The organism is Actinacidiphila sp. DG2A-62, assembly GCF_035825295.1.
Taxonomy (GTDB): domain Bacteria; phylum Actinomycetota; class Actinomycetes; order Streptomycetales; family Streptomycetaceae; genus Actinacidiphila.
The window spans coordinates 4,218,343-4,238,049 of the sequence record NZ_JAYMGI010000002.1 but is presented as its reverse complement, the minus strand read 5'-3'; the positions used below and the strand labels follow the sequence as shown (position 1 = coordinate 4,238,049).

23 protein-coding genes, 1 tRNA gene and 1 pseudogene are annotated in these 19,707 nt (G+C 75.3%); 11 read left to right on the top strand and 14 right to left on the bottom strand.

Annotation, left to right across the window (positions count from 1 at the left end; genetic code table 11):
* Window positions 1–14 precede the first annotated feature (14 nt).
* Complete coding sequence (locus VSR01_RS18940) at window positions 15–545, bottom strand: MerR family transcriptional regulator (RefSeq protein ID WP_326450387.1); 531 nt, start codon at window positions 543–545, stop codon at window positions 15–17.
* A gap of 176 nt (window positions 546–721) precedes the next feature.
* Window positions 722–1,951: an alpha/beta fold hydrolase gene (locus VSR01_RS18935; RefSeq protein ID WP_326450386.1), complete on the bottom strand. Its 1,230-nt coding sequence runs from the start codon at window positions 1,949–1,951 to the stop codon at window positions 722–724.
* 53 nt (window positions 1,952–2,004) lie between these two features.
* On the opposite strand from VSR01_RS18935, the gene VSR01_RS18930 reads away from it, so the two are divergent.
* Together VSR01_RS18930 and VSR01_RS18925 are read left to right on the top strand one after the other, a co-directional pair.
* On the top strand, window positions 2,005–2,565 hold the full coding sequence (locus VSR01_RS18930) for a TetR/AcrR family transcriptional regulator (protein ID WP_326450385.1): 561 nt from the start codon (window positions 2,005–2,007) through the stop codon (window positions 2,563–2,565).
* Window positions 2,566–2,799: 234 nt separating this feature from the next.
* Window positions 2,800–3,639 carry an SDR family oxidoreductase gene (locus VSR01_RS18925; protein WP_326450384.1) on the top strand — a complete coding sequence of 280 codons (840 nt, stop codon included), beginning with the start codon at window positions 2,800–2,802 and terminating at the stop codon, window positions 3,637–3,639.
* A 160-nt stretch (window positions 3,640–3,799) separates the two neighbouring features.
* On the opposite strand, the gene VSR01_RS18920 is transcribed toward VSR01_RS18925, so the two are convergent.
* Entirely contained in the window at window positions 3,800–4,378 is a 579-nt protein-coding gene (locus tag VSR01_RS18920) for a TetR/AcrR family transcriptional regulator (RefSeq protein WP_326450383.1), read from the bottom strand.
* A gap of 92 nt (window positions 4,379–4,470) precedes the next feature.
* On the opposite strand from VSR01_RS18920, the gene VSR01_RS18915 reads away from it, so the two are divergent.
* On the top strand, window positions 4,471–5,175 hold the full coding sequence (locus VSR01_RS18915; RefSeq protein ID WP_326450382.1) for an alpha/beta hydrolase: 705 nt from the start codon (window positions 4,471–4,473) through the stop codon (window positions 5,173–5,175).
* A 125-nt stretch (window positions 5,176–5,300) separates the two neighbouring features.
* Here the strand turns inward: VSR01_RS18915 and VSR01_RS18910 are convergent, their stop codons facing one another.
* Window positions 5,301–6,149 carry a LysR family transcriptional regulator gene (locus VSR01_RS18910; protein ID WP_326450381.1) on the bottom strand — a complete coding sequence of 283 codons (849 nt, stop codon included), beginning with the start codon at window positions 6,147–6,149 and terminating at the stop codon, window positions 5,301–5,303.
* A gap of 89 nt (window positions 6,150–6,238) precedes the next feature.
* Here VSR01_RS18910 and VSR01_RS18905 point away from each other — a divergent pair, with 89 nt between their 5' ends.
* Window positions 6,239–7,129, top strand: a complete 891-nt coding sequence (locus VSR01_RS18905) for a TIGR03620 family F420-dependent LLM class oxidoreductase (RefSeq protein ID WP_326450380.1) — start codon at window positions 6,239–6,241, stop codon at window positions 7,127–7,129.
* A 3-nt stretch (window positions 7,130–7,132) separates the two neighbouring features.
* Here VSR01_RS18905 and VSR01_RS18900 read toward each other — a convergent pair.
* The 4 genes from VSR01_RS18900 to VSR01_RS18885 all read right to left on the bottom strand — a co-directional run bounded on the left by VSR01_RS18900 (window position 7,133) and on the right by VSR01_RS18885 (window position 8,862).
* Window positions 7,133–7,219 (bottom strand) — tRNA-Ser (locus tag VSR01_RS18900).
* Between the two features lie 31 nt (window positions 7,220–7,250).
* Window positions 7,251–7,796 (bottom strand): nucleoside deaminase, encoded by a 546-nt coding sequence (locus VSR01_RS18895; protein ID WP_326450379.1) that lies wholly within the window; start codon window positions 7,794–7,796, stop codon window positions 7,251–7,253.
* A gap of 86 nt (window positions 7,797–7,882) precedes the next feature.
* Window positions 7,883–8,425: a tRNA adenosine deaminase-associated protein gene (locus VSR01_RS18890; RefSeq protein ID WP_326450378.1), complete on the bottom strand. Its 543-nt coding sequence runs from the start codon at window positions 8,423–8,425 to the stop codon at window positions 7,883–7,885.
* A 248-nt stretch (window positions 8,426–8,673) separates the two neighbouring features.
* Window positions 8,674–8,862: a hypothetical protein gene (locus VSR01_RS18885; RefSeq protein ID WP_326450377.1), complete on the bottom strand. Its 189-nt coding sequence runs from the start codon at window positions 8,860–8,862 to the stop codon at window positions 8,674–8,676.
* 156 nt (window positions 8,863–9,018) lie between these two features.
* On the opposite strand from VSR01_RS18885, the gene upp reads away from it, so the two are divergent.
* The gene (upp, locus tag VSR01_RS18880) at window positions 9,019–9,654 is read left to right on the top strand and encodes a uracil phosphoribosyltransferase (protein WP_326450376.1); all 636 of its coding nucleotides are present in this window, start codon (window positions 9,019–9,021) and stop codon (window positions 9,652–9,654) included.
* Window positions 9,655–9,726: 72 nt separating this feature from the next.
* Here the strand turns inward: upp and VSR01_RS18875 are convergent, their stop codons facing one another.
* Both VSR01_RS18875 and VSR01_RS18870 read right to left on the bottom strand, forming a co-directional pair.
* A complete protein-coding gene (locus VSR01_RS18875) occupies window positions 9,727–10,404 on the bottom strand; it encodes a LytR C-terminal domain-containing protein (RefSeq protein ID WP_326450375.1) in 678 nt (225 codons plus the stop codon).
* 21 nt (window positions 10,405–10,425) lie between these two features.
* Window positions 10,426–10,722: a type II toxin-antitoxin system VapB family antitoxin gene (locus VSR01_RS18870; protein ID WP_093712089.1), complete on the bottom strand. Its 297-nt coding sequence runs from the start codon at window positions 10,720–10,722 to the stop codon at window positions 10,426–10,428.
* A gap of 311 nt (window positions 10,723–11,033) precedes the next feature.
* On the opposite strand from VSR01_RS18870, the pseudogene VSR01_RS18865 reads away from it, so the two are divergent.
* A pseudogene (locus VSR01_RS18865) lies at window positions 11,034–11,426 on the top strand (J-domain-containing protein); the annotation flags it as partial.
* A 325-nt stretch (window positions 11,427–11,751) separates the two neighbouring features.
* On the top strand, window positions 11,752–12,363 hold the full coding sequence (locus VSR01_RS18860) for a hypothetical protein (protein WP_326450374.1): 612 nt from the start codon (window positions 11,752–11,754) through the stop codon (window positions 12,361–12,363).
* Here the strand turns inward: VSR01_RS18860 and VSR01_RS18855 are convergent.
* Window positions 12,348–13,421 carry a hypothetical protein gene (locus VSR01_RS18855; protein ID WP_326450373.1) on the bottom strand — a complete coding sequence of 358 codons (1,074 nt, stop codon included), beginning with the start codon at window positions 13,419–13,421 and terminating at the stop codon, window positions 12,348–12,350. The two genes, VSR01_RS18860 and VSR01_RS18855, sit on opposite strands and share 16 nt — an antisense overlap.
* 362 nt (window positions 13,422–13,783) lie before the next feature.
* On the opposite strand from VSR01_RS18855, the gene VSR01_RS18850 reads away from it, so the two are divergent.
* A complete protein-coding gene (locus tag VSR01_RS18850) occupies window positions 13,784–14,059 on the top strand; it encodes a hypothetical protein (RefSeq protein ID WP_326450372.1) in 276 nt (91 codons plus the stop codon).
* 233 nt (window positions 14,060–14,292) lie between these two features.
* Here the strand turns inward: VSR01_RS18850 and VSR01_RS18845 are convergent, their stop codons facing one another.
* Window positions 14,293–14,805 carry a DUF5949 family protein gene (locus VSR01_RS18845; protein ID WP_326450371.1) on the bottom strand — a complete coding sequence of 171 codons (513 nt, stop codon included), beginning with the start codon at window positions 14,803–14,805 and terminating at the stop codon, window positions 14,293–14,295.
* Between the two features lie 313 nt (window positions 14,806–15,118).
* Between VSR01_RS18845 and VSR01_RS18840 the strand changes: the two genes are divergently transcribed.
* Together VSR01_RS18840 and VSR01_RS18835 are read left to right on the top strand one after the other, a co-directional pair.
* Window positions 15,119–15,664 carry a hypothetical protein gene (locus VSR01_RS18840; RefSeq protein ID WP_326450370.1) on the top strand — a complete coding sequence of 182 codons (546 nt, stop codon included), beginning with the start codon at window positions 15,119–15,121 and terminating at the stop codon, window positions 15,662–15,664.
* A 137-nt stretch (window positions 15,665–15,801) separates the two neighbouring features.
* Window positions 15,802–16,074 carry a chaplin gene (locus VSR01_RS18835; protein WP_326450369.1) on the top strand — a complete coding sequence of 91 codons (273 nt, stop codon included), beginning with the start codon at window positions 15,802–15,804 and terminating at the stop codon, window positions 16,072–16,074.
* A 149-nt stretch (window positions 16,075–16,223) separates the two neighbouring features.
* Here the strand turns inward: VSR01_RS18835 and VSR01_RS18830 are convergent, their stop codons facing one another.
* Both VSR01_RS18830 and VSR01_RS18825 read right to left on the bottom strand, forming a co-directional pair.
* Window positions 16,224–17,081 (bottom strand): tyrosinase family protein, encoded by an 858-nt coding sequence (locus tag VSR01_RS18830; protein WP_326450368.1) that lies wholly within the window; start codon window positions 17,079–17,081, stop codon window positions 16,224–16,226.
* A gap of 33 nt (window positions 17,082–17,114) precedes the next feature.
* Window positions 17,115–17,666, bottom strand: coding sequence for a tyrosinase family oxidase copper chaperone (locus VSR01_RS18825; RefSeq protein ID WP_326450367.1), 552 nt, complete (start codon window positions 17,664–17,666; stop codon window positions 17,115–17,117).
* Window positions 17,667–18,033: 367 nt separating this feature from the next.
* Here VSR01_RS18825 and VSR01_RS18820 point away from each other — a divergent pair, with 367 nt between their 5' ends.
* The gene (locus tag VSR01_RS18820; protein WP_326450366.1) at window positions 18,034–19,413 is read left to right on the top strand and encodes a glycoside hydrolase family 26 protein; all 1,380 of its coding nucleotides are present in this window, start codon (window positions 18,034–18,036) and stop codon (window positions 19,411–19,413) included.
* Window positions 19,414–19,707: the final 294 nt, after the last annotated feature.

The window sequence follows — 19,707 nt, the reverse complement described above, 5'->3', positions numbered from 1 at the left end:
CGTCAACTGAGGCGCTACGCCCGCGGGTCGGGGACGTCAGCCTCCACCGGGTCGTCGCACTCGGGGCCGTTGCGCCAGAGGCGGTCCGCGGTGCCCGCGGCGAGGTGGCGGGCGTACAGCTCCACCTTGTGGTGGATGACGCCCAACGCCTCCTGGAGGTCGGCCACTTGCTGCTGGACCTTCGCCTCGTGGCGGCGCAGGATCTCGAAGCGCTCGGCCTCGTTGCCGGCGCCGTCGCGCACGAGCGTGGCGTACCGCTGGATTTCCGGCAGCGGCATCCCCGACGACCGCAGCTTCGTGCACACCTTCAGCCACTCGACCTCCTCGCGGGTGAAGACGCGGCGGCCGGCCGCGTTCCGCCGCACGGGCGCGAAGAAGAGGCCCTCCTGCTCGTAGAAGCGCAGGGTGTCCGTGGTCAGGCCGGTCAGCGCGCTGACCTCGCCGATGGTCATCGTGGCGTCCGCGGCCGGCGTCGCGGCCGGCGTCGCGGCCGGCTGCGGGGTGGACTGCGTGGTGGGCTTCGCGGTGGGCTGCGCCGTGGTCATGCTCCCCAGCGTACGACTCCGACCTCCAGCCGGCTCGAACTCGCGCGGCCCCCGCCCGGCTGCTCGCTCGCCCCTCCCGTACGCGCCCGGTTCGCGCCCGGCCGCCCGCCCGGCCGCCCGCCTGGCCCGTGCCCGGCCACCCGCCTGGCCGACCCCCGGCCGACGCTCCAGGCCCCCTACCCGCCGACCCCCAGCCCCACCGCCCGCCGCACGTCCCCCGCGTACTCCTCCGGCCGCTCCCACGCGGCGAAGTGGCCGCCCGCGTCGTGCTCCACGTACGCCCGCACGTTGAGGAACGCCTCCGCGTAGCTCCGCGGCTCCGGCTTGGTGTCGTGCGCGAACACCGACAGCACGGTCGGCGTCCCGACCCGCTCCGGCAGCGCGGCCGGTTCCGCGTACGTGGCGAACGACGTGCCGATCGTCCCGCTCGCCCAGTACGCCGTGACCCACGTGAGCAACTCGTCCGGCGTGAACGCGTCCGGCCCGTCGGACCACGCGTCCAGCTTCTCCACCAGCCACGCCGCGAGCCCGGCGGGCGAGTCGCCGAGCGCGACGGCGAGGGTGTTCGGCCGCGTCGACTGCTCGGCGATGTAGCCGCCCTCGCCGCGGAACCACCGCGCCGCCCGGCCGAGGTAGGCCGCCGCGTCGGGGGCGAGCGCCGCCGGGTCCGCGGTGAGCGCGCGCTGCGGGGCGACGTTCGTCAGGTGCAGCGCGGCCACCCGGTCCGGGTGCTCGCCGGCGAGGATCTCGGCGACGGTGCCGCCCACGTCGCCGCCGGAGAGCGTGTACCGCGCGTACCCCAGCGCTTCGAGCGCGCCCGCGACGACGGCGGCGATCCGGTTGACCGACATCCCGGCCGAGACCCCGGCCGACGTCTCCCCCGACGTCCCGGCCGCGGTGAGCGGCGCCGCGAACGGGAAGCCCGGCAGCGCGGGCACCACCACGTTCAGGTCCGCGAGCAGCGGCAGCACCCGTTCGAACCGCAGCACCGAGTCCGGCCAGCCGTGCAGCAGGACGACCACGGGCGCGCCGGGGTCCGCGGCCCGCTGGTGGACCAGCCGCAGCTCGTCGCCGCCCGCGGTCCGCACGGTCGCCCACGGCAGCGCGCGGACGCGACGCGCGTGCGCCGCCCAGTCGTAGCCGGAGACCCAGCGGTCCAGCAGCGCGTCGAGGCGCTCGGCGCGGACCCCGCGGGCGGCGTCGTCGCGCCACGGGGTGGCCACGCGCCGCGTCCGCCGCAGGCGTTCCCGCAGGTCCGGCATCGGGTCCGGTGCCGGGTCCAGCATCGGGTCCAGCGTCGGGTCCGGCATCGGGTCCAGCGTCGGCTCGCCCATCGGGTCGGGCACCGGGGCGGATATCGGATCGGCCGGCGGACCGGCCGCCCCGGCCATCGCGTCGCTCATCATGTGTACGAGCATACACATCGCATGTGTACGGCCATACACATATCCTCGTCCGCATGATGTCCCGTGACGCCGCCGCGACCAGGCGGCGCATCCTGGAGCACGCGCGCGGCCACTTCGCCGAGCGGGGGTACGCCGCGGTCACCGTGAAGGGCGTGTCCGACGCCGCCGGGGTCTCGCCGAACCTCATCACCCGCTACTTCGGCGGCAAGGAGGGCCTCTTCCTGGCGGCGACCCGCGTCGAGATCCCGGTCGCCGACTCCTTCGACGGCGACCGCTCCGAGCTGGGCGCGCGCCTGGCCGCCAGCATCGTGCGGCGCTGGTTCGGCGCGCCCGGCGAGGACCCGCTGCTCGTCCTGCACCGCGCGTCCGGCGAACGCCCGCAGGCGGCGGAGGCGCTGGCCGGCTTCCTCGACGCCAACTCGCTGGAGCCGCTGACCCGTTACCTGCGCGACAGCGGCCTGGACGCGGCCGAGGCGCGCGGCCGGGCCGCGGCGATCGACGCGTTCGTGCTCGGCGTCTCCACGCGCCGCCGGGTGCTGCGGGCGGAGCTGGGGGACCCGGACGAGCTGAGGGAATGGCTGGGCGCGACGATCCAGCGGCTCGTCGACGGGTGAGGGGCACCACGGCGCCACGGTGCCGCGGCGCCACGCGGCCGGACCGCGGTCGCGGCACCGCGCGGCCGGACCCCGGTCCCGGCGGCGCCGTGCGGCCGGGCAGCCGCGTCCGAGAGCCGCGCTTGACCTCCAGTCGACTCGAACTCATAGCGTCGAAGACAGCACCGGAACGAACAGTGCCGGATGCGTACACAACGCTCACGACCATCGAGGAAGCTGAAGGAGAGGCTCACCATGACCTCCACCTGGTTCATCACGGGCACGTCGTCCGGCTTCGGGCGCCTGCTGACCGAGCGGCTGCTCGCCCGCGGCGACCGCGTCGCCGCGACGCTGCGCCTGCCCGAGGCGCTGGACGACCTGCGCGAGGCGTACGGCGAGCGGCTGTGGGTCGCGCGGCTGGACGTCACCGACACCGCCGAGGTCCACCGCGTGGTGGACGCGGCGTTCGCGGCGCTCGGCAGGATCGACGTGGTCGTCAACAACGCCGGCTACGGCGTCTTCGCGTCCGTCGAGGAGGCGTCCGACGAGCAGATCCGGCGGGTGATCGACACCAACCTGATCGGGTCGATCGACGTCGTCCGCGCCGCGCTGCCGCGTCTGCGGGCGCAGGGCGGCGGCCGCATCCTCCAGGTCTCGACCGCCGGCGGCCAGGCCACGTACCCGAACTTCGGCTACTACCACGCCTCGAAGTGGGGCATCGAGGGCTTCTGCGAGACGGTCGCGCGCGAGGTCGCGCCGCTCGGGATCGGGCTGACGATCGTGGAGCCGGGCGCGACGCCGACCGGCTTCGGCGCCGGGCTGGACACCGCGCCGGCCATGCCGGAGTACGAGGCCACGCCGGCCGGCGAGGTGCGGCGCGCGCTGGCGGACGGGTCGTTCCCGCTGCCCAACGACCCGGGGAAGATCGCCGACGCGATGATCGCGCTGGTCGACTCGGGGGCGACGCCGTTGCGCCTGCCGCTGGGCTCGGACACGTACGCGGACGTGCGGGCGGCGCTGGGCGCGCGGCTCGCGGAGCACGAGGAGCAGCGGGAGGTGGCGCTGTCGGTGGTGGCGGAGGGGGCTCCGGCGTGAGGCAGGGGCTCCGGCGTGAGGCATGGAGTGCGGCGCGGGGCTGGGGCGAGAGGCTGGGCTACGGTGCCGGGCCGGGGGCGGGACGAGGGGCTGGAGTGCGGCGGCGGGCTGGGGCGCGGCGCGGTGACGTACCGGGTCGGCGGGGTGTACCGCGCCCTCGTCAGGCGCGGCCGGAGTGCGCCTGCGCCGCGGCCGGGCCCTCGACCGTCGTGAGGAACGCCCGGAACGCCCGGCCCGTGCGCTCCGCGTCGCCCGTCGCGTCGAGGTCCATCAGCAGCCCGCGGATCACGGCGAGCACGACCGTCGCCAGCTCCGGGCGGCCGAGGCTGCCCATCCCCTCCTCCAGCGGCGCGAGCCAGTCCGTGGTCGCGGCGCGCCGGAAGCCCGGCCAGAGCGGCTCGCCCGCGCTGTCGTGCAGTCGGCTGAACATCCGCAGGTACGGCTCGCCCTCCGGCCCGGAGATCGCGGACCAGGCGCGGGCGAGCGTCTGCGGGTAGGGCTCGTCGGGACGCAGCCGGAGCAGCTCGGTGAACGCTTCGAGCTGGCGCTGCCTGGCCTGCCCGAGCACCTCGCGGAGCAGCCGGTCGCGGGAGCCGAAGTGGTAGATCAGCATCCGGCTCGACGTGCCCGCGGCGGCGGCCAGCGGCTCCAGCCGGTCGGGGAGGCCGTGCGCGAGCGCGTGGTCGGTGCAGGCGGCGAGGAGACGCTGCCGGATCTGCGGTTGCGGATGTCTGCCCACCGCCTCAGTTTTTCGCGTAATCGACGATACGTCTACCGTTGATCGGGAGGCAGGCGACTGCGACAGGCAGGACGGCGGACCGGGAGGTCGCGATGAGGGTCGTGTTCGTGCACGGGGCGTGCGTACGGGACGGGGCGTGGTGGTGGCACCGGACCGCGGAGCTGCTGGCCGAGCGGGGGGTGGCGAGCGTGGCGCCGGGGCTGCCGAGCTGCGGCGAGGGGACCGCGCCGGGCGTGGCGGTGGACGCCGCGGGGCCGGGGCCGGCGGAGGACGTGGCGGCGGTCCGGCGCGTGCTGACCGACGGCGACGAGCCGACGGTCGTGGTGGCCCACAGCTACGGCGGGATCGTGACCGCGGAGGCGGCGGCGGGCGTCGAGGCCGTACGCCACCTGCTGCTCGTCTCCAGCTACCTGCCGGAGCCGGGCGAGAGCCTGTCCACCTTCGGCGGCGAGGGACCGGCGCCCTTCCTCGACGTCGACCCGCGGGCCGGCACCTTCACCGTGCGGCCCGAGGCCCTCCCCGACACCTTCCTCCAGGACTGCGACGCCCGGATCCGCCGCGAGGCCGCGACCCGGACCGCGGCGCAGAGCCTGTCCGTCCTCACCCACCCCGTCCAGGCCGCGGCCTGGCACGACATCCCCTCCACCTACCTCGTCTGCGCCGACGACCGAGGCACCCCCGCCTCCCGGCAACACGCCTACGCCGCCCGCGCCACCCACACCACCACCCTCCCCACCGGCCACCACCCCTTCCTCTCCCGCCCAGCCGCGGTCCGCGACCTGATCCTCGCGCTCTGAGCGGCGGCGGCCGTGGGCGTCCCTGCGAGCGCGGGCAGGGGCGGGTGCGGCCAGGGCGGACGCGGCCGGGGCGGGTGCGCGTGCGGGTGCGGGAGGTCGGCCGGGCGATCGGACGTGAGACGGCGTCAGTCGCCGAAGGCTGCCTGGTGGGCCGCGGCGCACGGGGAGGGGAGGTCGTTCGGGACGACGACGCTGCCGGTGATCGTCGCCGGAGGTTCGAGGGGGATCGCGCGGACCCGGGTGGAGCGCAGCTCGGCCACCTGATCGGCCGGCAGCACCGTCCAACTGCGCGGATCGGAGCCGATCTCGACGATCGTGTCCCCCAGCGTGCCCGCGCGGCGGCCCGGCCGCACCGGCGCCGCCGCCTCCCGCAGCGCGGCCAGCACCGACGGGTCGTGGTCCTGGGAGGCGCGGAAGGGTCCGCCGGCCAGCTCGGCCACGCCGACGGCCGTACGACCGGCGGCGCGGTGCCGCGCGGACACGACCGCGAACAGGGACTCCGTCCACGTCGGCAGGACCCGCAGCCCGGGCGCCGCACGCACGCCCCGCACCAGCGCCAGGTCCGTCTCCCCCTGCCGCAGGGCGTTCAGACGCGCGGGCAGCGGCAGGTCGACGAGCACCACGTCGAACGCCGGGGCCTGTTCCCGCAACGCGTCGATCCCCCGCTCCAGGCGGGCGGTGAACTGGCCGGTGCCGGTGCCGATGCGCATCACCCCCGCGCGCGGGCTCGCCGCGACCCGGACCCGGTCGGCGGCCGCCAGCGCCTCCCGCGCCGCGTCGAGCACCCGGTGCCCGGCCTCGGTGAGCCGCACCCGCCGCGGCGAACGGTCGAACAGGCGGACCCCCAGCTCCCGCTCCAGCCGCGCGACCTGCCGGCTGACCGCGGGCTGCGCGATGTGCAGCCGGTCGGCGGCCCGTCCGAAGTGCAGCTCGTCGGCGACCGTGACGAAGTACCGCAACGCCCGCAGCTCCACCGGCCCTCCCCGCGACGATGCCGCCAGGTTATCGCTGCGCGTCAGCCCTGGTCCTGGTTCGCCGCGGGCCGGCGTGCTGAAGTCGGGACATGACCATCGATCTCGGCCTCCTCGGCGCCCATCTGCGCGCACACCAAGTGACCCCGGCAGCCGCGGCGGACGTCGAACGAGCCGGCTACGGCACCCTCTGGCTCGACGCCTCGCCGCCGGCCGACCTCACCCTCGCGGAGGAACTCCTCGACGCCACCACCGGGCTGGCCGTCGGCACCAGCGTGGTGAACGTCTGGACCGCCGACCCGGACGCCGTCGCGGCCTCCTACCGCCGCATCGAGGCCCGCCACCCCGGCCGGTTCCTGCTCGGTGTCGGCATCGGGCACCGCGAGGTCCACCGCGAGTACGCCTCGCCGTACGACACGCTGGCGTCGTACGTGGACCGGCTCGCCGCCAAGGGCGTGCCGGCCGACCGGACGGTGGTGGCCGCGCTCGGGCCCAGGATGCTGCGCCTGGCCCGCGACCGCACCGCCGGCGCCGTCCCGTGCATGGTGACCCAGGAGCACACGCGTCGCGCACGCTCCGTCCTGGGCGCGGGGAAACTGCTGCTGCCCGGCCACTTCGCGCTTCCCCAGCCGGACGCCGAGCGGGCTCGCGCGATCGCGCGGTCCGCCCCGCCCGGGACGGCGCTGGGCGTCGCCAACTACGCGAACAACCTCCGGCGGCTCGGCTTCACCGACGACGATCTCGCCGACGCGGGGAGCGACCGCCTCATCGACGGGCTCGTCGCCCACGGCGACCCGGCCGCCGTCGCGCGAGGGCTGCTCGCCCACCGGGACGCCGGCGCCGACCACGTCGGCGTCTACCCCCTCGGCGGCGATCCGATCGCCACGCTGCTCGCCGTGGCCCAAGCGGTGCACGGCGTCGGGGACCAGACGCGACGCGGGCCCCGACCGGTGACCGGTCGGGGCCCGCGTGCGTGGAGCTGAGAGCGGTAGCGGTGGGATTTGAACCCACGGAGGAGTTGCCCCCTCACACGCTTTCGAGGCGTGCTCCTTAGGCCGCTCGGACACGCTACCGAGGGAGAGCTTAGCCCACCGGGGGGTGTGCTCAGAAATCGGTTCCGCGGAAGAAGGCGGTGAGGAGGGCGGCGGACTCGGCGGGGAGGACGTCGGGGATCACTTCGGGGCGGTGGTTGAGGCGGCGGTCGCGGACCACGTCCCACAGGGAGCCCGCCGCGCCGGCCTTGGCGTCGCGCGCGCCGTAGACCACGCGGTCCAGGCGGGACAGCACGATCGCGCCCGCGCACATCGTGCACGGCTCCAGCGTGACGATCAGCGTGCAGCCGGTCAGCCGCCACTCGGCCGCGGGGGTGCCGCCCGAGGACGCGGTGTTCACGGGCGCGCCGGGTTCCGAGGACGCGGTGTTCGCGGGCGCGCCGGGGCCCGCCGCCGCGGTCGCCTCCCGCGCCGCCGCGTAGGCCGCCGCGGCCCTGCGGATCGCGAGGACCTCGGCGTGGGCCGTCGGATCGCCCGTCGCCTCGCGCTCGTTGCACGCCCGCGCCAGGATCGAGCCGTCCGGGCCCAGCACGACCGCGCCCACCGGCACGTCGCCGGTGAGCGGGGCGCGCTCGGCCACCGCGAGCGCGAGCCGCATCGCGGGCGCCCACGGATCGCGGACGGGGTCCCCCGGGGCGCCGCCCGAGGGAACGGATGGGGGGACGGGAGGAGGTGGAGGGACCGTCAGCGCACGGCCTCCAGGACATCGGCCGCGCCGATCGCGTCGGCGATCTCGCCGAGCGCCTCGCCGGTGAGCGCGCCGTCGCCGCTGAGCGCCAGCAGGTCCGCGGTGCTCATGCCGAGATCGGCCAGCAGGTCGGTGTCGCCGAGCGGGCCCACCGGCACATGGTCCTCGGACGGGCCGGCCACCCCCTCGTCCTCGTCGTCGTCGACCTCGCCGTCCTCGGTTCCGTCGAGGTCGACCAGGTCGTCGAGGTCCTCCGGGTCGCGGCCCAGCACCTCGTCGGTGAGCAGGATCTCCCCGTACGAACTGCGGGCGGCCGCCGCCGCGTCGGACACGTAGATCCTGGGGTCCTCTTCACCGTCGACCCGGATGACGCCGAACCAGGCGTCCTCCTGCTCGATGAAGACCAGGACCGTCTCATCCTCGTCGCCGGCCGCGCGGGCCAGGTCACTCAGGTCGGCGAGGGTTTCCACATCGTCGAGATCGGGTTCGCTCGCTTGCCAACCGTCCTCGGTGCGCGCGAGCAGTGCGGCGAAGTACACCGTGACTCTCCCACAGGTCTCAGGCCGTCCGGACCGGGCGGGGCCGCAAGCGATCCGTTCGCGTTCCGTGAAGGCCTCGATGATGTTCTGATGCCTCCACGATGGTCCCACCCATCGGCATCGTGGCAGAAACCCGGGCTTTGCGAGAGGTCTTCGCCACCGCGACGTGCCAGTTCTTCGTCACGTGACGGTAAATCCACGAGCTTGGCGGGGCGCCGGGGCCCTCCTGGGGCGCCCGGCGCGGTCCTTCACCAGCGGAACGTGCGCATCCGCATCTGCTGCCGCATCCGGTTCGCCCGCGCGCGTCGCGGCTGGACGCGGTCGCGCAGCTCCCGGGCCTCGTTCAGCTCCCGCAGGAACACCGCGCGCTTCCTGCGGCGCTCCACGTCGCGTTCACCGTCGCCGCCGTCGCCGGCACCGTCCCGCATCTCAGGCATCCGCGCTCACCGTCCAGCGCCTCGGTTCACCCGGGAGAGACACCGGGCGTATGTGCTCTGTTTCCCCCGAACGAGGGGTTTACCCCACCGCGGCGGCAGAAGATGCGGGTGGCAGGGCCGCCGCGGGTCGCCCGAGTGTGCGGTTACAGTCGTCGCATGCGTCTCCACGTTGTCGACCACCCCCTGGTCGCGCACAAGCTCACCACCCTGCGCGACGCGCGCACCGACTCGCCCACCTTCCGGCGGCTGGCCGACGAGCTGGTCACCCTGCTCGCCTACGAGGCCACGCGGGACGTCCGCACCGAGCAGGTCGACATCCGCACCCCCGTCGCCCCCACCACGGGCGTGCGGCTCTCGCACCCGCGCCCGATGGTCGTGCCGATCCTGCGCGCCGGCCTCGGCATGCTCGACGGCATGATGCGCTTGCTGCCGACCGCCGAGGTCGGCTTCCTCGGCATGGTCCGGGACGAGGAGACGCTGGAGGCCAGGACCTACGCGACCCGGATGCCCGAGGACCTCTCCGGCCGCCAGGTCTACGTGGTGGACCCGATGCTCGCGACCGGCGGCACCCTGGTCGCGGCGATCCGGCTGCTGATCGAGCGCGGCGCCGACGACGTGACCGCGCTGTGCCTGCTGGCGGCGCCCGAGGGCGTCGAGGTGATGGAACGCGAACTGGTTGGCCGCCCGGTCACCGTGGTCACCGCGGCGGTCGACGAGCGGCTCAACGAGCAGGGCTTCATCGTCCCCGGCCTCGGCGACGCCGGCGACCGCCTCTACGGCGCGGTGGGTTAGCTCGTCCGGACGCCGGTGACGGCGCGGACCCGCCGCGGTACGGCGCGCGGGCCGGCAGTTGGGCGCGGTGGGCTAGGACTTCCGCGCCGGTCCGGTCGCCGACGGCGACACCGGGCGGCAGCTCGGCTTCGGCGGCGGCGGGTTCGCCGCCACGACCCGCGCCTTCGCCACGTCCGCGGGCGAGGCCAGCGCCGAGAAGCCGTTGCCGATGAGCAGGTCGACCCCCTTGCCCTTGCGGGCCGGGTCGATCTTCACCGCCGAGCCGACGACCTGCGTACCGGCCTCACGCGCCGCCGCCTCGCCCGCCGGACCCGCCACGATCAGCGCGGACTGCGTGACCTTCTTGTCGTAGGGCGGCTCCGCGTTGCCGAACCGCGCCACCTTGAAGCCGCGCTTGGCCAGCTCGTCGGCGGTGGACTTGGCCAGGCCGCCGCGCGCGGTCGCGTTGAGCACGCTCACCGTGACACCGGCGGGCTGCGGCAGCGCCATCGGCTTCCCGGGCGTCGCCGGGGTCACCGGCGCGCACGAGGGCGTGTTCTGCGGCGAGCCGCTCGCCTGGTTGTCGCCGTCGTCGCCTCTGAAGACATGGAACAGCTGCACGGCCCCCCACCCGAACAGGCCCAGGACGACGACCGACGCGACCACGGCGGCGACGATCCGGCCGCGTCGCCTGGGCCGGCGCATCCGCGGGTAGGCAGTCCCGGTGACCTTGTACTTCCCGCCCATACCGGAGGGGGTGAGCATGCTCATGAGCGCAGCGTAAGCGGATTGTCAGTCCATCTCCAGGACCCGGGCGTGCAGCACTTGACGCTGCTGGAGCGCGGCGCGTACGGCCCGGTGCAGGCCGTCCTCCAGATAGAGGTCGCCCTGCCACTTCACGACGTGCGCGAAGAGGTCGCCGTAGAACGTCGAGTCCTCCGCCAGGAGTGTCTCCAGGTCGAGCTGGCCCTTGGTGGTCACCAACTGGTCCAGCCGCACGGGACGTGGGGCGACGTCCGCCCACTCGCGCGTGCTGACCCGGCCGTGGTCCGGGTACGGCCGCCCGTTTCCGATGCGCTTGAAGATCACACGGAAAGCCTACCGGCCCTGCTTGTGCGGGCGCAGCAGTGGCGCTCGGATGCGAACGTGGCAAAAGTTACATAGTCGTACCAAGCGGCAATCCTGATGTCGGATGTCCACTCGGATGGCCGCGGCAACAGGGGTGACGCAGGTGGCGCGCGGGGCCGGACGGGGCCGGACGGGGGCGGACAGGGGCGGACGGGGGCGGCGGGGCGCATCCCGCCGAGCCTGCCGGGCCGCGCAGGGCCGGGGCCCTCCGCCCGGCGGGGCCGACCGCGTAGGCTCGACAGCGGGCCGGCCCCGCAGCCGAGGAGTGAGACATGAGCGAACGCAAGCCGCCCGGGGTCTCCTGGGAGACCTGGGCCGACCGGCAGATCCGCGAGGCGCAGGAGAGCGGCGCGTTCGACGGGCTCACCGGCAAGGGCAAGCCGCTGGGCTCGGCCGGCTCCTCGTACGACGAGATGTGGTGGGTCAAGGACAAGATGCGCCGCGAGGGGCTGTCCTTCCTGCCGCCGTCGCTGGCGCTGCGCAAGGAGGCCGAGGACGCGGAGGCCGCGATCGCCGAAGCGGTCTCGGAGCGTCAGGTGCGGCGGATCCTCGACGTGATCAACGAGAAGATCGAGGCCGCGATCCGCCGGCCGCCGGAGGGCCCGCCGCTGAACCGCGGGCCCTTCGACGTGGAGCGCACGGTCGCGCAGTGGCGCGAGGCACGCGAGCGGCGGCTGCGCGAACAGGCGGAGGCGCGAGCGGGAGCCGGGGGAGCCGCGGAGGCGGCGGAGGCGGCGGGGGCCGGTGCGCGGGCGGCGGGCGAGGGCGCGCCCGCGGCGGCCCCCGGACGCAGGCGCGGCCTCGTCGCCCGCCTGACCGGCCGCGGCAGGCGCGGCGGCGACGCCGCGCGTTCCCGCGACGCGGAGCGTTCCCGTGACGCCGGGCGTTCCCGTGATGCCCAGCGCTCCCGCGAGGCCGCGCGTTCCCGCGACGCGGAGCGCTCCCCCGATGCCCCCGACGCCCAGCGCGCCGCGGGCGAGCGGGGTGACCGTGCGGTTTGACGCCGTCCCGGTGCCGCCGTCCGTCGGCGCGCGCCCGCGCGACGCCCGCGGCTACCCCGTCCCCGCGATCACGCCGTGGGACGGCGACACCCCGCAGTTCGCCCTGACCGACTACGAGCGCAGTGCCGACTGCGCCCGCGGGCGCCGCTGTTCGGTGTGCGGGGAGCTGATGCCGCGCGGCCCGGTGTGGCGGGTGGTCGGTGCGTCGGAGAGCGCCGCGATCGCCGAGGCGCTGGCGGCCGGCCGGCCGTACCGCAATCTCGCGCCCACCCTCGAAGGCCCGGGCCACCGCGCCTGCATGCTCTACGCCTCGATGGTCTGCCCGTATCTCGCCCGGCCGGGCGCCCGCAGGGGACTGGACGCGCGGACCCCGGACGCCATGACCGAGCACGTCGTGCGGGGCGCGGCGCGCGGCGCCTCGGGGGCCGTGGTGGGCTTCGCCGACTACGAGTTCGCGATCACCGCGACGCGGGTGCTGTTCCGCTTCCTCGACGTGGTGGAGTTCTCGCCGCACGCCGAGTCCGACGCGCACCTGGACGAGCTGCGCGCCGAACTCGCCGGTCGTACGGCCGACATGAGGCCCGCTCAGGACGGGCGGTAGGCCGGCAGGCCGTGGTAGCCGGAGGTGAGCACCGGCGGCTGCGAGCCGTCCGCGGTCAGCGTCACGACGCCCCGCGGGGTGCGCGCGGCGATGGTCCTGCCCTCCGGCGACCAGGCCGGCTCGGTGTAGTCGGTGGTCGCGTTCGGTGTGATGTCCCGGTAGGTCGGGCCGTTGTCGCCGCTGTGCTCCACGAACAGGTGGTCGTGGCCGCCGACCGAGCGGACGAAGACGATCTCGCCGTTGTCGCCGCCCTGGTCCGGGCCGAGCGCGGGCTCGGACCCCTTGGCGAGGTCGAAGCCCTGCTGCCGCAGGTAGTCGTCGCGGATGTAGACGTCGCCGGTGTCCTCGTTCGCGTATACCGACGTGCCGTGACTGCCGCCCGCGTTGGGCCAGACGTTGCCGGTCTGCGGCAGGTCGGGGACGTCCTCGCCCGAGGCGTGGTTCAGCGGCAGCGGCTGCGGCGTCGCGTCGCGCGCCGAGGCGTCGACGGAGACCAGCCGCGAGGCGCCGCCGCCGCGGACGGCGAACACGATCCGGTCCGCGCCCGGTTCGCCGTTTGCCGGGTCGTCGGCGCGCAGCAGCCAGGTGGGGTGGGACCAGGTCTGGCCGCCGGGGTTGCGGGCGGCGATCACCCGGCCGCTGCCGTCGGCGTTGCTGACCGCGAGGTCCCCGTCGCCGTCGACGAACGCGGCCTTGCTGCCGTCCCGCGACCAGGCCAGGTCGCGCACCTCGGTGCCGAAGTCCACGCGGGTGCCGTTCATCACCACGTAGCGGGTGCCGTCGCTGATGGTCAGACCGCCCCGGGCGGTGCCGTTGACCGGAGCGGGGCTGCCGCCGGATCCCGAGGCGCCCTTGCCGCTGCCGCTGCCCGCGCCTCCGGTCGAGGCGCTCGCGGTGGTCGACGGGCCGGTCGCGGTCGGCGAGGCGCCGTCGGTCGCGTCGGTGGTGTCCTCCGGTCCGCACGCCGACAACAGCAGCGCGGCGCTCGTGGTGACGGCCGCGGTCACGGCGATGGCTGCGGCGGTGCTGCGGCGGCGGCCGCGCGGTGCTGCGGACATGGTGATCCCCTCAGGGACAGGCGACGGAACGGACGAGCGGGCTGCCCGGCCGGCTGACCGGCCGGCCGCTGACCGGCTGGACACGAGCGTGCCCGCGGCACTTCGCCGATCGGTGCGCCGCCTGTCACGGCCGGGCAACGAAGCGTCGCCGCGCCGAGGCGTAGGAGACCCAGGAGCACGGACGGGACGCGCGGTGCGCGTGACCCCGGCCGCGCGCGTCGACGGACGCGCGTGCGAGCCGTACGCCGCGTGCCGACCGTACGGGCCCGGCACCGCCCCTGAGCGGGTGAATCCGGTGGACGCGGGGTGACGGACGGCGTGCGGAGCGTGCCCTGGCGGGGGGCCGCGGCGTTGGGAGGACCATGAACGCACGCCGAATCCTCACCACCGCGGCCGGCTCCTTCCTGCTCGCCGCCTCCGCGACCGCTGCTGCGGCCGGCGCCGCGCAGGCCGCCGACCTGGGCGGCACCCTCACCAGCACCGCGCTGACCGCGACCGCCGTGGGCGAGCAGGCCGCGCCGGTCGCCCAGGGCGTCGCCCAGGAGACCGGTGTCGGCCAGAAGGTCGCCGCCGTGAAGAACGCCGTCCAGGCCGGGTCCGACGCCGTCGCCGCCGGCAACCAGCTCGTCAACGGCTGAGCCGGACCGCCGGCACCGCGCGAGTCACCCGGCACCGCCCGAACCGACCGACCACGCAGGACGTACGGCCGCACGACGCGGCGGCCGTACCGAAGACGACGAGGGGCGCTCCCGCCGGGGGAGCGCCCCTCGTCATGTGGGCGGACGTCCGGTCGTCACGTCCGGAGGTCCGGTCGTCATGTCCGTGCGTCCGGCGCGGACGACCTCCAGGACGGCCCTACGCGCCCTGCGCCCTACACGTTCAGCGTCGACACCGGCACCAGGCAGTGCGCGGCCGAGCCGAGCACCTCCGGGTCGGCGGCGAACGCCCGCAGCTCCTCCTCGGTGAGCGTGGTGCCGGGCGCCGCCTGCGGCCAGGGGCAGCTGGCCAGGATCAGATAGACCGACCCGCGGGCCCGCGCCGCCGCCGTCCACTCCTGCGGCACCGGGCAGTTGACGTGCAGGTACGGCATGGTGAGCACCGCCTGGCCGCCCTCGACGAGCACCTTCACCGGGGGCTTGGGCAGGGTGCCGATCTCCAGGATCGCGCCGCCGACCGGCAGCCCGATCTCCGCCGCGGCCTCCAGCACCGCCTGCCGTGTGCCCTCGGGGCCCGCCACGCCGTCGCCGAGCGTGTAGGCCATCAGGAACGGCATGTCGGCGCCGTCGTCCTGGTGCTCCCCGGCCCAGGGGATCACCACCAGGGTGCCGAGCCGGCTGGGGAGCGGCGCCGCGGACGCGGCCTGGGTCTGGCTGGTCTGGGTCATGCGCGGGACCCTAACCGCCGCCTGGCCCGGGCCGCGGCGGATATCACCTCAGCGGGCGACCGATGACCCCAGGATTCCCCCGTTCGGGGAATTCTCCGCCGGCCGGCCTCCTCGGACGGCCTATTGCCGCTATGAGGTGCCGTCACGATGCGCGCGGGGCCGAACACGGCGTACGCGCAGCGGAATTGACCGCCGCTTTCCGATCGAAGGCGCCACGCCGGAAGGCGCACTGGGTCCGGTGCGGTTGCGGTGCGACTTTCCGCTTTTCACGGTGGTCCAGACCGTTGTTCACCTCCCGAAGGGAAACCGCCCCATGCGTACCCACCGGATCACCGGCGTGGTCGTCTCCCTGGCGCTCGTCGGCGGGGCCGCCGGCGGCGTGCTGGCAGCGTCCTCCGCGTCCGCCGACACGCCCTCCCACCACCTGCGCACCTCCCGGCCGGTGGCGGCGCCCGCGGACGCCACCACGATCATCGCCCAGGCCAGGACGCTCGGCCGGGTCGGCCACGTGGCCTCGCCCGTCGCCGTGTTCGTCGAGGACGCGGTGGCCGGCAAGGCCACCGCGGACACGCTCGCCAAGGAGGCCGACGCCGCGCGCGCCGCGGTGAAGTCCACCCGCGAGGCGCAGGCGCAGAAGGCCGGCTCCCGGGTCGCCCGGGACGCCGCGACCGACGCGCTGACCCAGCTCCAGACCGCGCTCGACGCCCTGGTGAAGTCGCTCACCGACACTGTGGGCAGCCTGCTCAGCGCGGCGACCGGCGTGGTCAGCGGGCTGGTCGACACCCTCAGCGCGCTGCTCGGCGGCCTGACGGGCACCGCCACGGCCCCGTCGGCCACTCCGGCCGCCCCGGCGAGCTGACCCACGGAACCGCACGGGCGGTCGCCGGCGTCACCGGAACGGCTCAACCGGCGTGACCATCCGTGATCCCCCGGCGTTGCGCAGGGCGTCAAAAAGCCGCAGGTGCTGCGGCTGCTTCTCGTCTCAGGGAGATCTTGATGTCGCGTATCGCAAAGGCCGCGGCCGTCACCGCCGCCGCGGGTGCCGCTCTGGCCGCCGGCGCTGGTGTGGCGGCGGCCGACGCCGGCGCCCAGGGTGCTGCGGTCGGTTCGCCGGGCGTCCTGTCCGGCAACCTCGTCCAGGTGCCCGTCCACGTTCCGGTGAACGTGTGCGGCAACACCATCGACGTGATCGGCCTGCTGAACCCGGCGTTCGGCAACCAGTGCACCAACGCCTCCATCCACGGCGGCGGCGACGACACCGGCTGGTAAATCCGGCCCACCAGGTCGTACGCACCGTGAGGTGCACCCCCAGACGACGGCCTCCCGGCCCGCGGACACCAGTCCCGCGCCGGGAGGCCGTCGCCGTACGCCCGGCGGCGCGAGCGGACCCCGCCGGCCCGCGCGCCCACCGGGTGCGGTCAGCTCTCCTCGTACGTGTAGAACCGCCGGTGGTCCAGCACCTCCGCGGGCGTCACGCCGAACGGCGGCATCTTCTCGTGCAGGCTCACCACCCGCCCGTGCTCGGGGTCCTTGGCGCCCAGCGGCGCGGCCGGCAGGTAGCCGGAGTGCGGGTGCCGGCGCTGCCAGCGCACCCACAGCAGGTCGCAGAAGGCGTGGTGCAGCCAGAAGATCGGGTCGTTGGGCGAGGTGCCGCCGGTCATGTGGCCGCCGACCCACTGGTGCACCCGGTTGTGCAGGTAGCCGCCCTTGGTCTCGCTGACCGTCCAGCCCTCGAACTTGTTGCGGAAGCCCTTGGTGCCCGGCGCGGAGTTCCACGGCGCCGTGTCGTAGGTGGCGATCGACAGCGCGCCGTCCAGCTCGGCCCTGGTCGGCAGCGCGATCGGCCGGTCCGGCCTGCCCATGTTCCTGGTGAGGTACTTCTCCTTCGTCACCCCGTAGCGGATCGGCCAGTTGCCGGTGCGGTACGCGAACGGGCCGGTCATCACCTGACCGTCGCTGTCGCGTCCGTTGCCGCCCATGAAGTCGTCGGCCCACAGCGCGGACGAGGGGGACCGGTCGACCGTCCAGTCCCAGTACGGGACGGTCACGGTCGGGTCGAGGCTCTGCAGCTCACGCTCGAAGACCAGCAGGAACTGCCGGTGCCAGGGGAAGAACGTCGGCGCCATGTGCGCCATCCGCAGCCCGGTCTCGCCGTCCGCGGCGAAGTACTTGCCGTGCAGCCTGACGTACTTCTCGTACCTGCCGGCGCGCTTCAGCTCGACCACCGCCTCGACGAAGCGGGAGCGCTGGCTGCTCGTCAGGTGGCGCTGGTTCATACGGGTGTACACAGGGACGCACCCCTCGGCTGGTCAGTGGTCGTGGCGCGCGGCGGACGCGTCGGTGCGCGCGGCGGACGCGTCGGTGCGGGCGGCGGCGCGGGCCGCACCGGCGGCTTCGGCCGCGGCGGCCGGGGGCGCCGCGTGGTCCCCGTCGTCCATGCCGGGCATCGCCTCGGCGCCGCCGGCGAGTTGGGCGCGGCCGATGACGTCGACCGCGCCGCGCGCGGTGGCCAGCGGGGTCAGGTACGGCTGGTAGTGGTTCGCCATGGTGATCCAGCTGCCGTCCACCCGCCGCATCACCTCCAGCGGCCTGCCGTCGACGTACAGCGCCACCCTGGCCTGGGAGGAGGAGCGGAAGCCCTGGATGCGCCGGCCCCGGTAGACCTCGTCGAACAGCGGCAGGTCGTCGGCCTGCCCGGCGCCGCCGGAGGCCGCGCCGGCCGGCGAGCCGCCCGCCGCACGGCCGGCCGCTGCGCCGTCCCCGCCGCGCGCCGCGAGCATCGGGCGGAGCGCCGCCGCGGTGCCGCCGACCGCCGCCGCGGAGGTCAGGCCGGTCCTCAGCACCCTTCTGCGCGTCACCATGACCGGCTCCTCCCGCCGTTCGCGTCCGTGACCTTCACGTCCTTCGCGTCCGCCGCGCCCCGCGCGACCGTCCGTCCGTACCGCCCGCTCATCGTGCCTCCGGGGCGCGGAAACGGGCGGATCATCGGTACGGGCGGGCGGTAAATTCATCCGCCCGAGTGATGTACGAATGCGCCCGACACCGGTATTGACGAACAACCAGAAAATCGCGCGCGTGTGGTTTCACGCGCCTCTCGCGGTTGACTGGTCGCGGCGGTCCTCCCCATTCGGCGTACGCCATGGCGCGGCCTCATTCTTCGTACGTTATGACTGGTCGTCAGAAGGCGTTGTCCACGGCGCCTGCTTTTCGGGCGACGAAGGAGTGACCATGGCCGAGCGACGCCACTGGGCGGCCAAAGCGGGGGTCGGCGCGGCGGCGGCCGCGCTGCTGGTGACCGGGCTGCGCGTCACCGCGCTCGGCGACGAGGGGCCGCCCGGCGGCGCGCACCGGACCGCGGCGGCCTCCGCGGCGCCCGCGGCTCCCCGCGCGACCACGGCGCCGGCCACGCCGAAGCCCACCGGTTCCGCCGCGCAGGGCCCGCCCGGCGGCGGCATGTGGGGCGCGCTGCCCGGCGCGCAACTGCCGCCGCTGGGCGCCTTCACCGACTCCGGCGAGGAGGGCGTGCGCAGCCTCGCCGCGCTGCAGACCTGGCTCGGCGGCACCCAGATCCGGGTCGGCCACACCTATCTGCCCGGCGACAGCTGGGACGCCATCGAGGGCGACGGCGACCTGCTGCGGCCCTGGGCCGAGTGGAAGCGCGCCGCGCCCGACCGGCTGTTCGTGCTCAACGTGCCCATGCAGGAGCGCAACGAGGACCACCTGCCGGACGGCGTCGTCCGCTCGCTGATCCGGCAGGGCGCGAGCGGCGCGTTCGACGCCCACTTCAGCCGGCTCGCCCAGCGGCTGGTCCGGCTCGGCGTCCCGGACACCGTGATCGTGCTCGGCTGGGAGATGAACGGCACCACCTACACCCACCGCTGCGGGCCCGACCCGCAGGACTGGAAGACGTACTGGAACCGCATCGTGGCCGCGATGCGCGCGGTGCCGGGCCAGCACTTCCGGTTCGACTTCGCGCCCAACCGCGGCCAGGACGCGATCGGCTGGACGGCGTGCTACCCGGGCGACGCGAGCGTCGACATCGTCGGCATGGACTCCTACGACCAGCCGTCCGGCGAGTCGTTCTACGACCAGGTGACCGAGCCGTTCGGGCTGCAGGCGCAGGTGGAGTTCGCCGCCGCGCACCACAAGGCGATCTCGTACCCCGAGTGGGGGATGTTCCGCAACGGCGACGACCCGGACTACATGAGCTTGATGCTCGCGTGGATCGCCCGGCACCGGCCGCTCTACCAGACCATCACCGACTACTGCCCGCACGGCGTGTGGCAGTGCCAGGAGAACCCCAAGGCGACGGCGGTCTACCGCTCGCTGCTGTACGCGCGCCAGGTCGCGCCGGTGTGGCCGAAGCCGAAGCCCGGCGGCCCGCCGACGCCGCCGACCACCGCTCCCACGCCGGGCGGGGCGCCGAGCCCGACCCCGCCCGCGACGTCGACGCCGCCTGTGACGCCGACTCCCACCGCGGGCGGCGGCGCGGGCGGGACGCAGGCGCCGACCCCCGCGGTCGGGGCGACGCCGACCGCCACGGGCACGCCGGGGGCGCCGACCACGCCGACCACGCCGGCGGCGACGCGAGCGCGCCCGGCGCCGTGAGTCGCTGGCCATGGCGGCGGTGAGCCGGTAGTGAGCCGGTGGTGAGCCGGTGGTGAGCCGGTGACCGACGTGATCGACGGGCCCGCGCCCTGCGCTGTGAGCTGCCGGCCGTGGTGGCCGTGGCGGCCGTGGTGGCCGTGAGCCGGCGGCCGGGGCGGCCCCGTGCGGCCCGTGCGCGCCGGTGGGGCGCACGCGGCCGGCAGCGCCGCGGCGAGGCCCCGCCGCAGCGCTGCCGCGGCGTCAGGCGCGGCGCTCGCGCAGGGCGTTGCGGAGGCGGTCGCGCAGCGCGCGCAG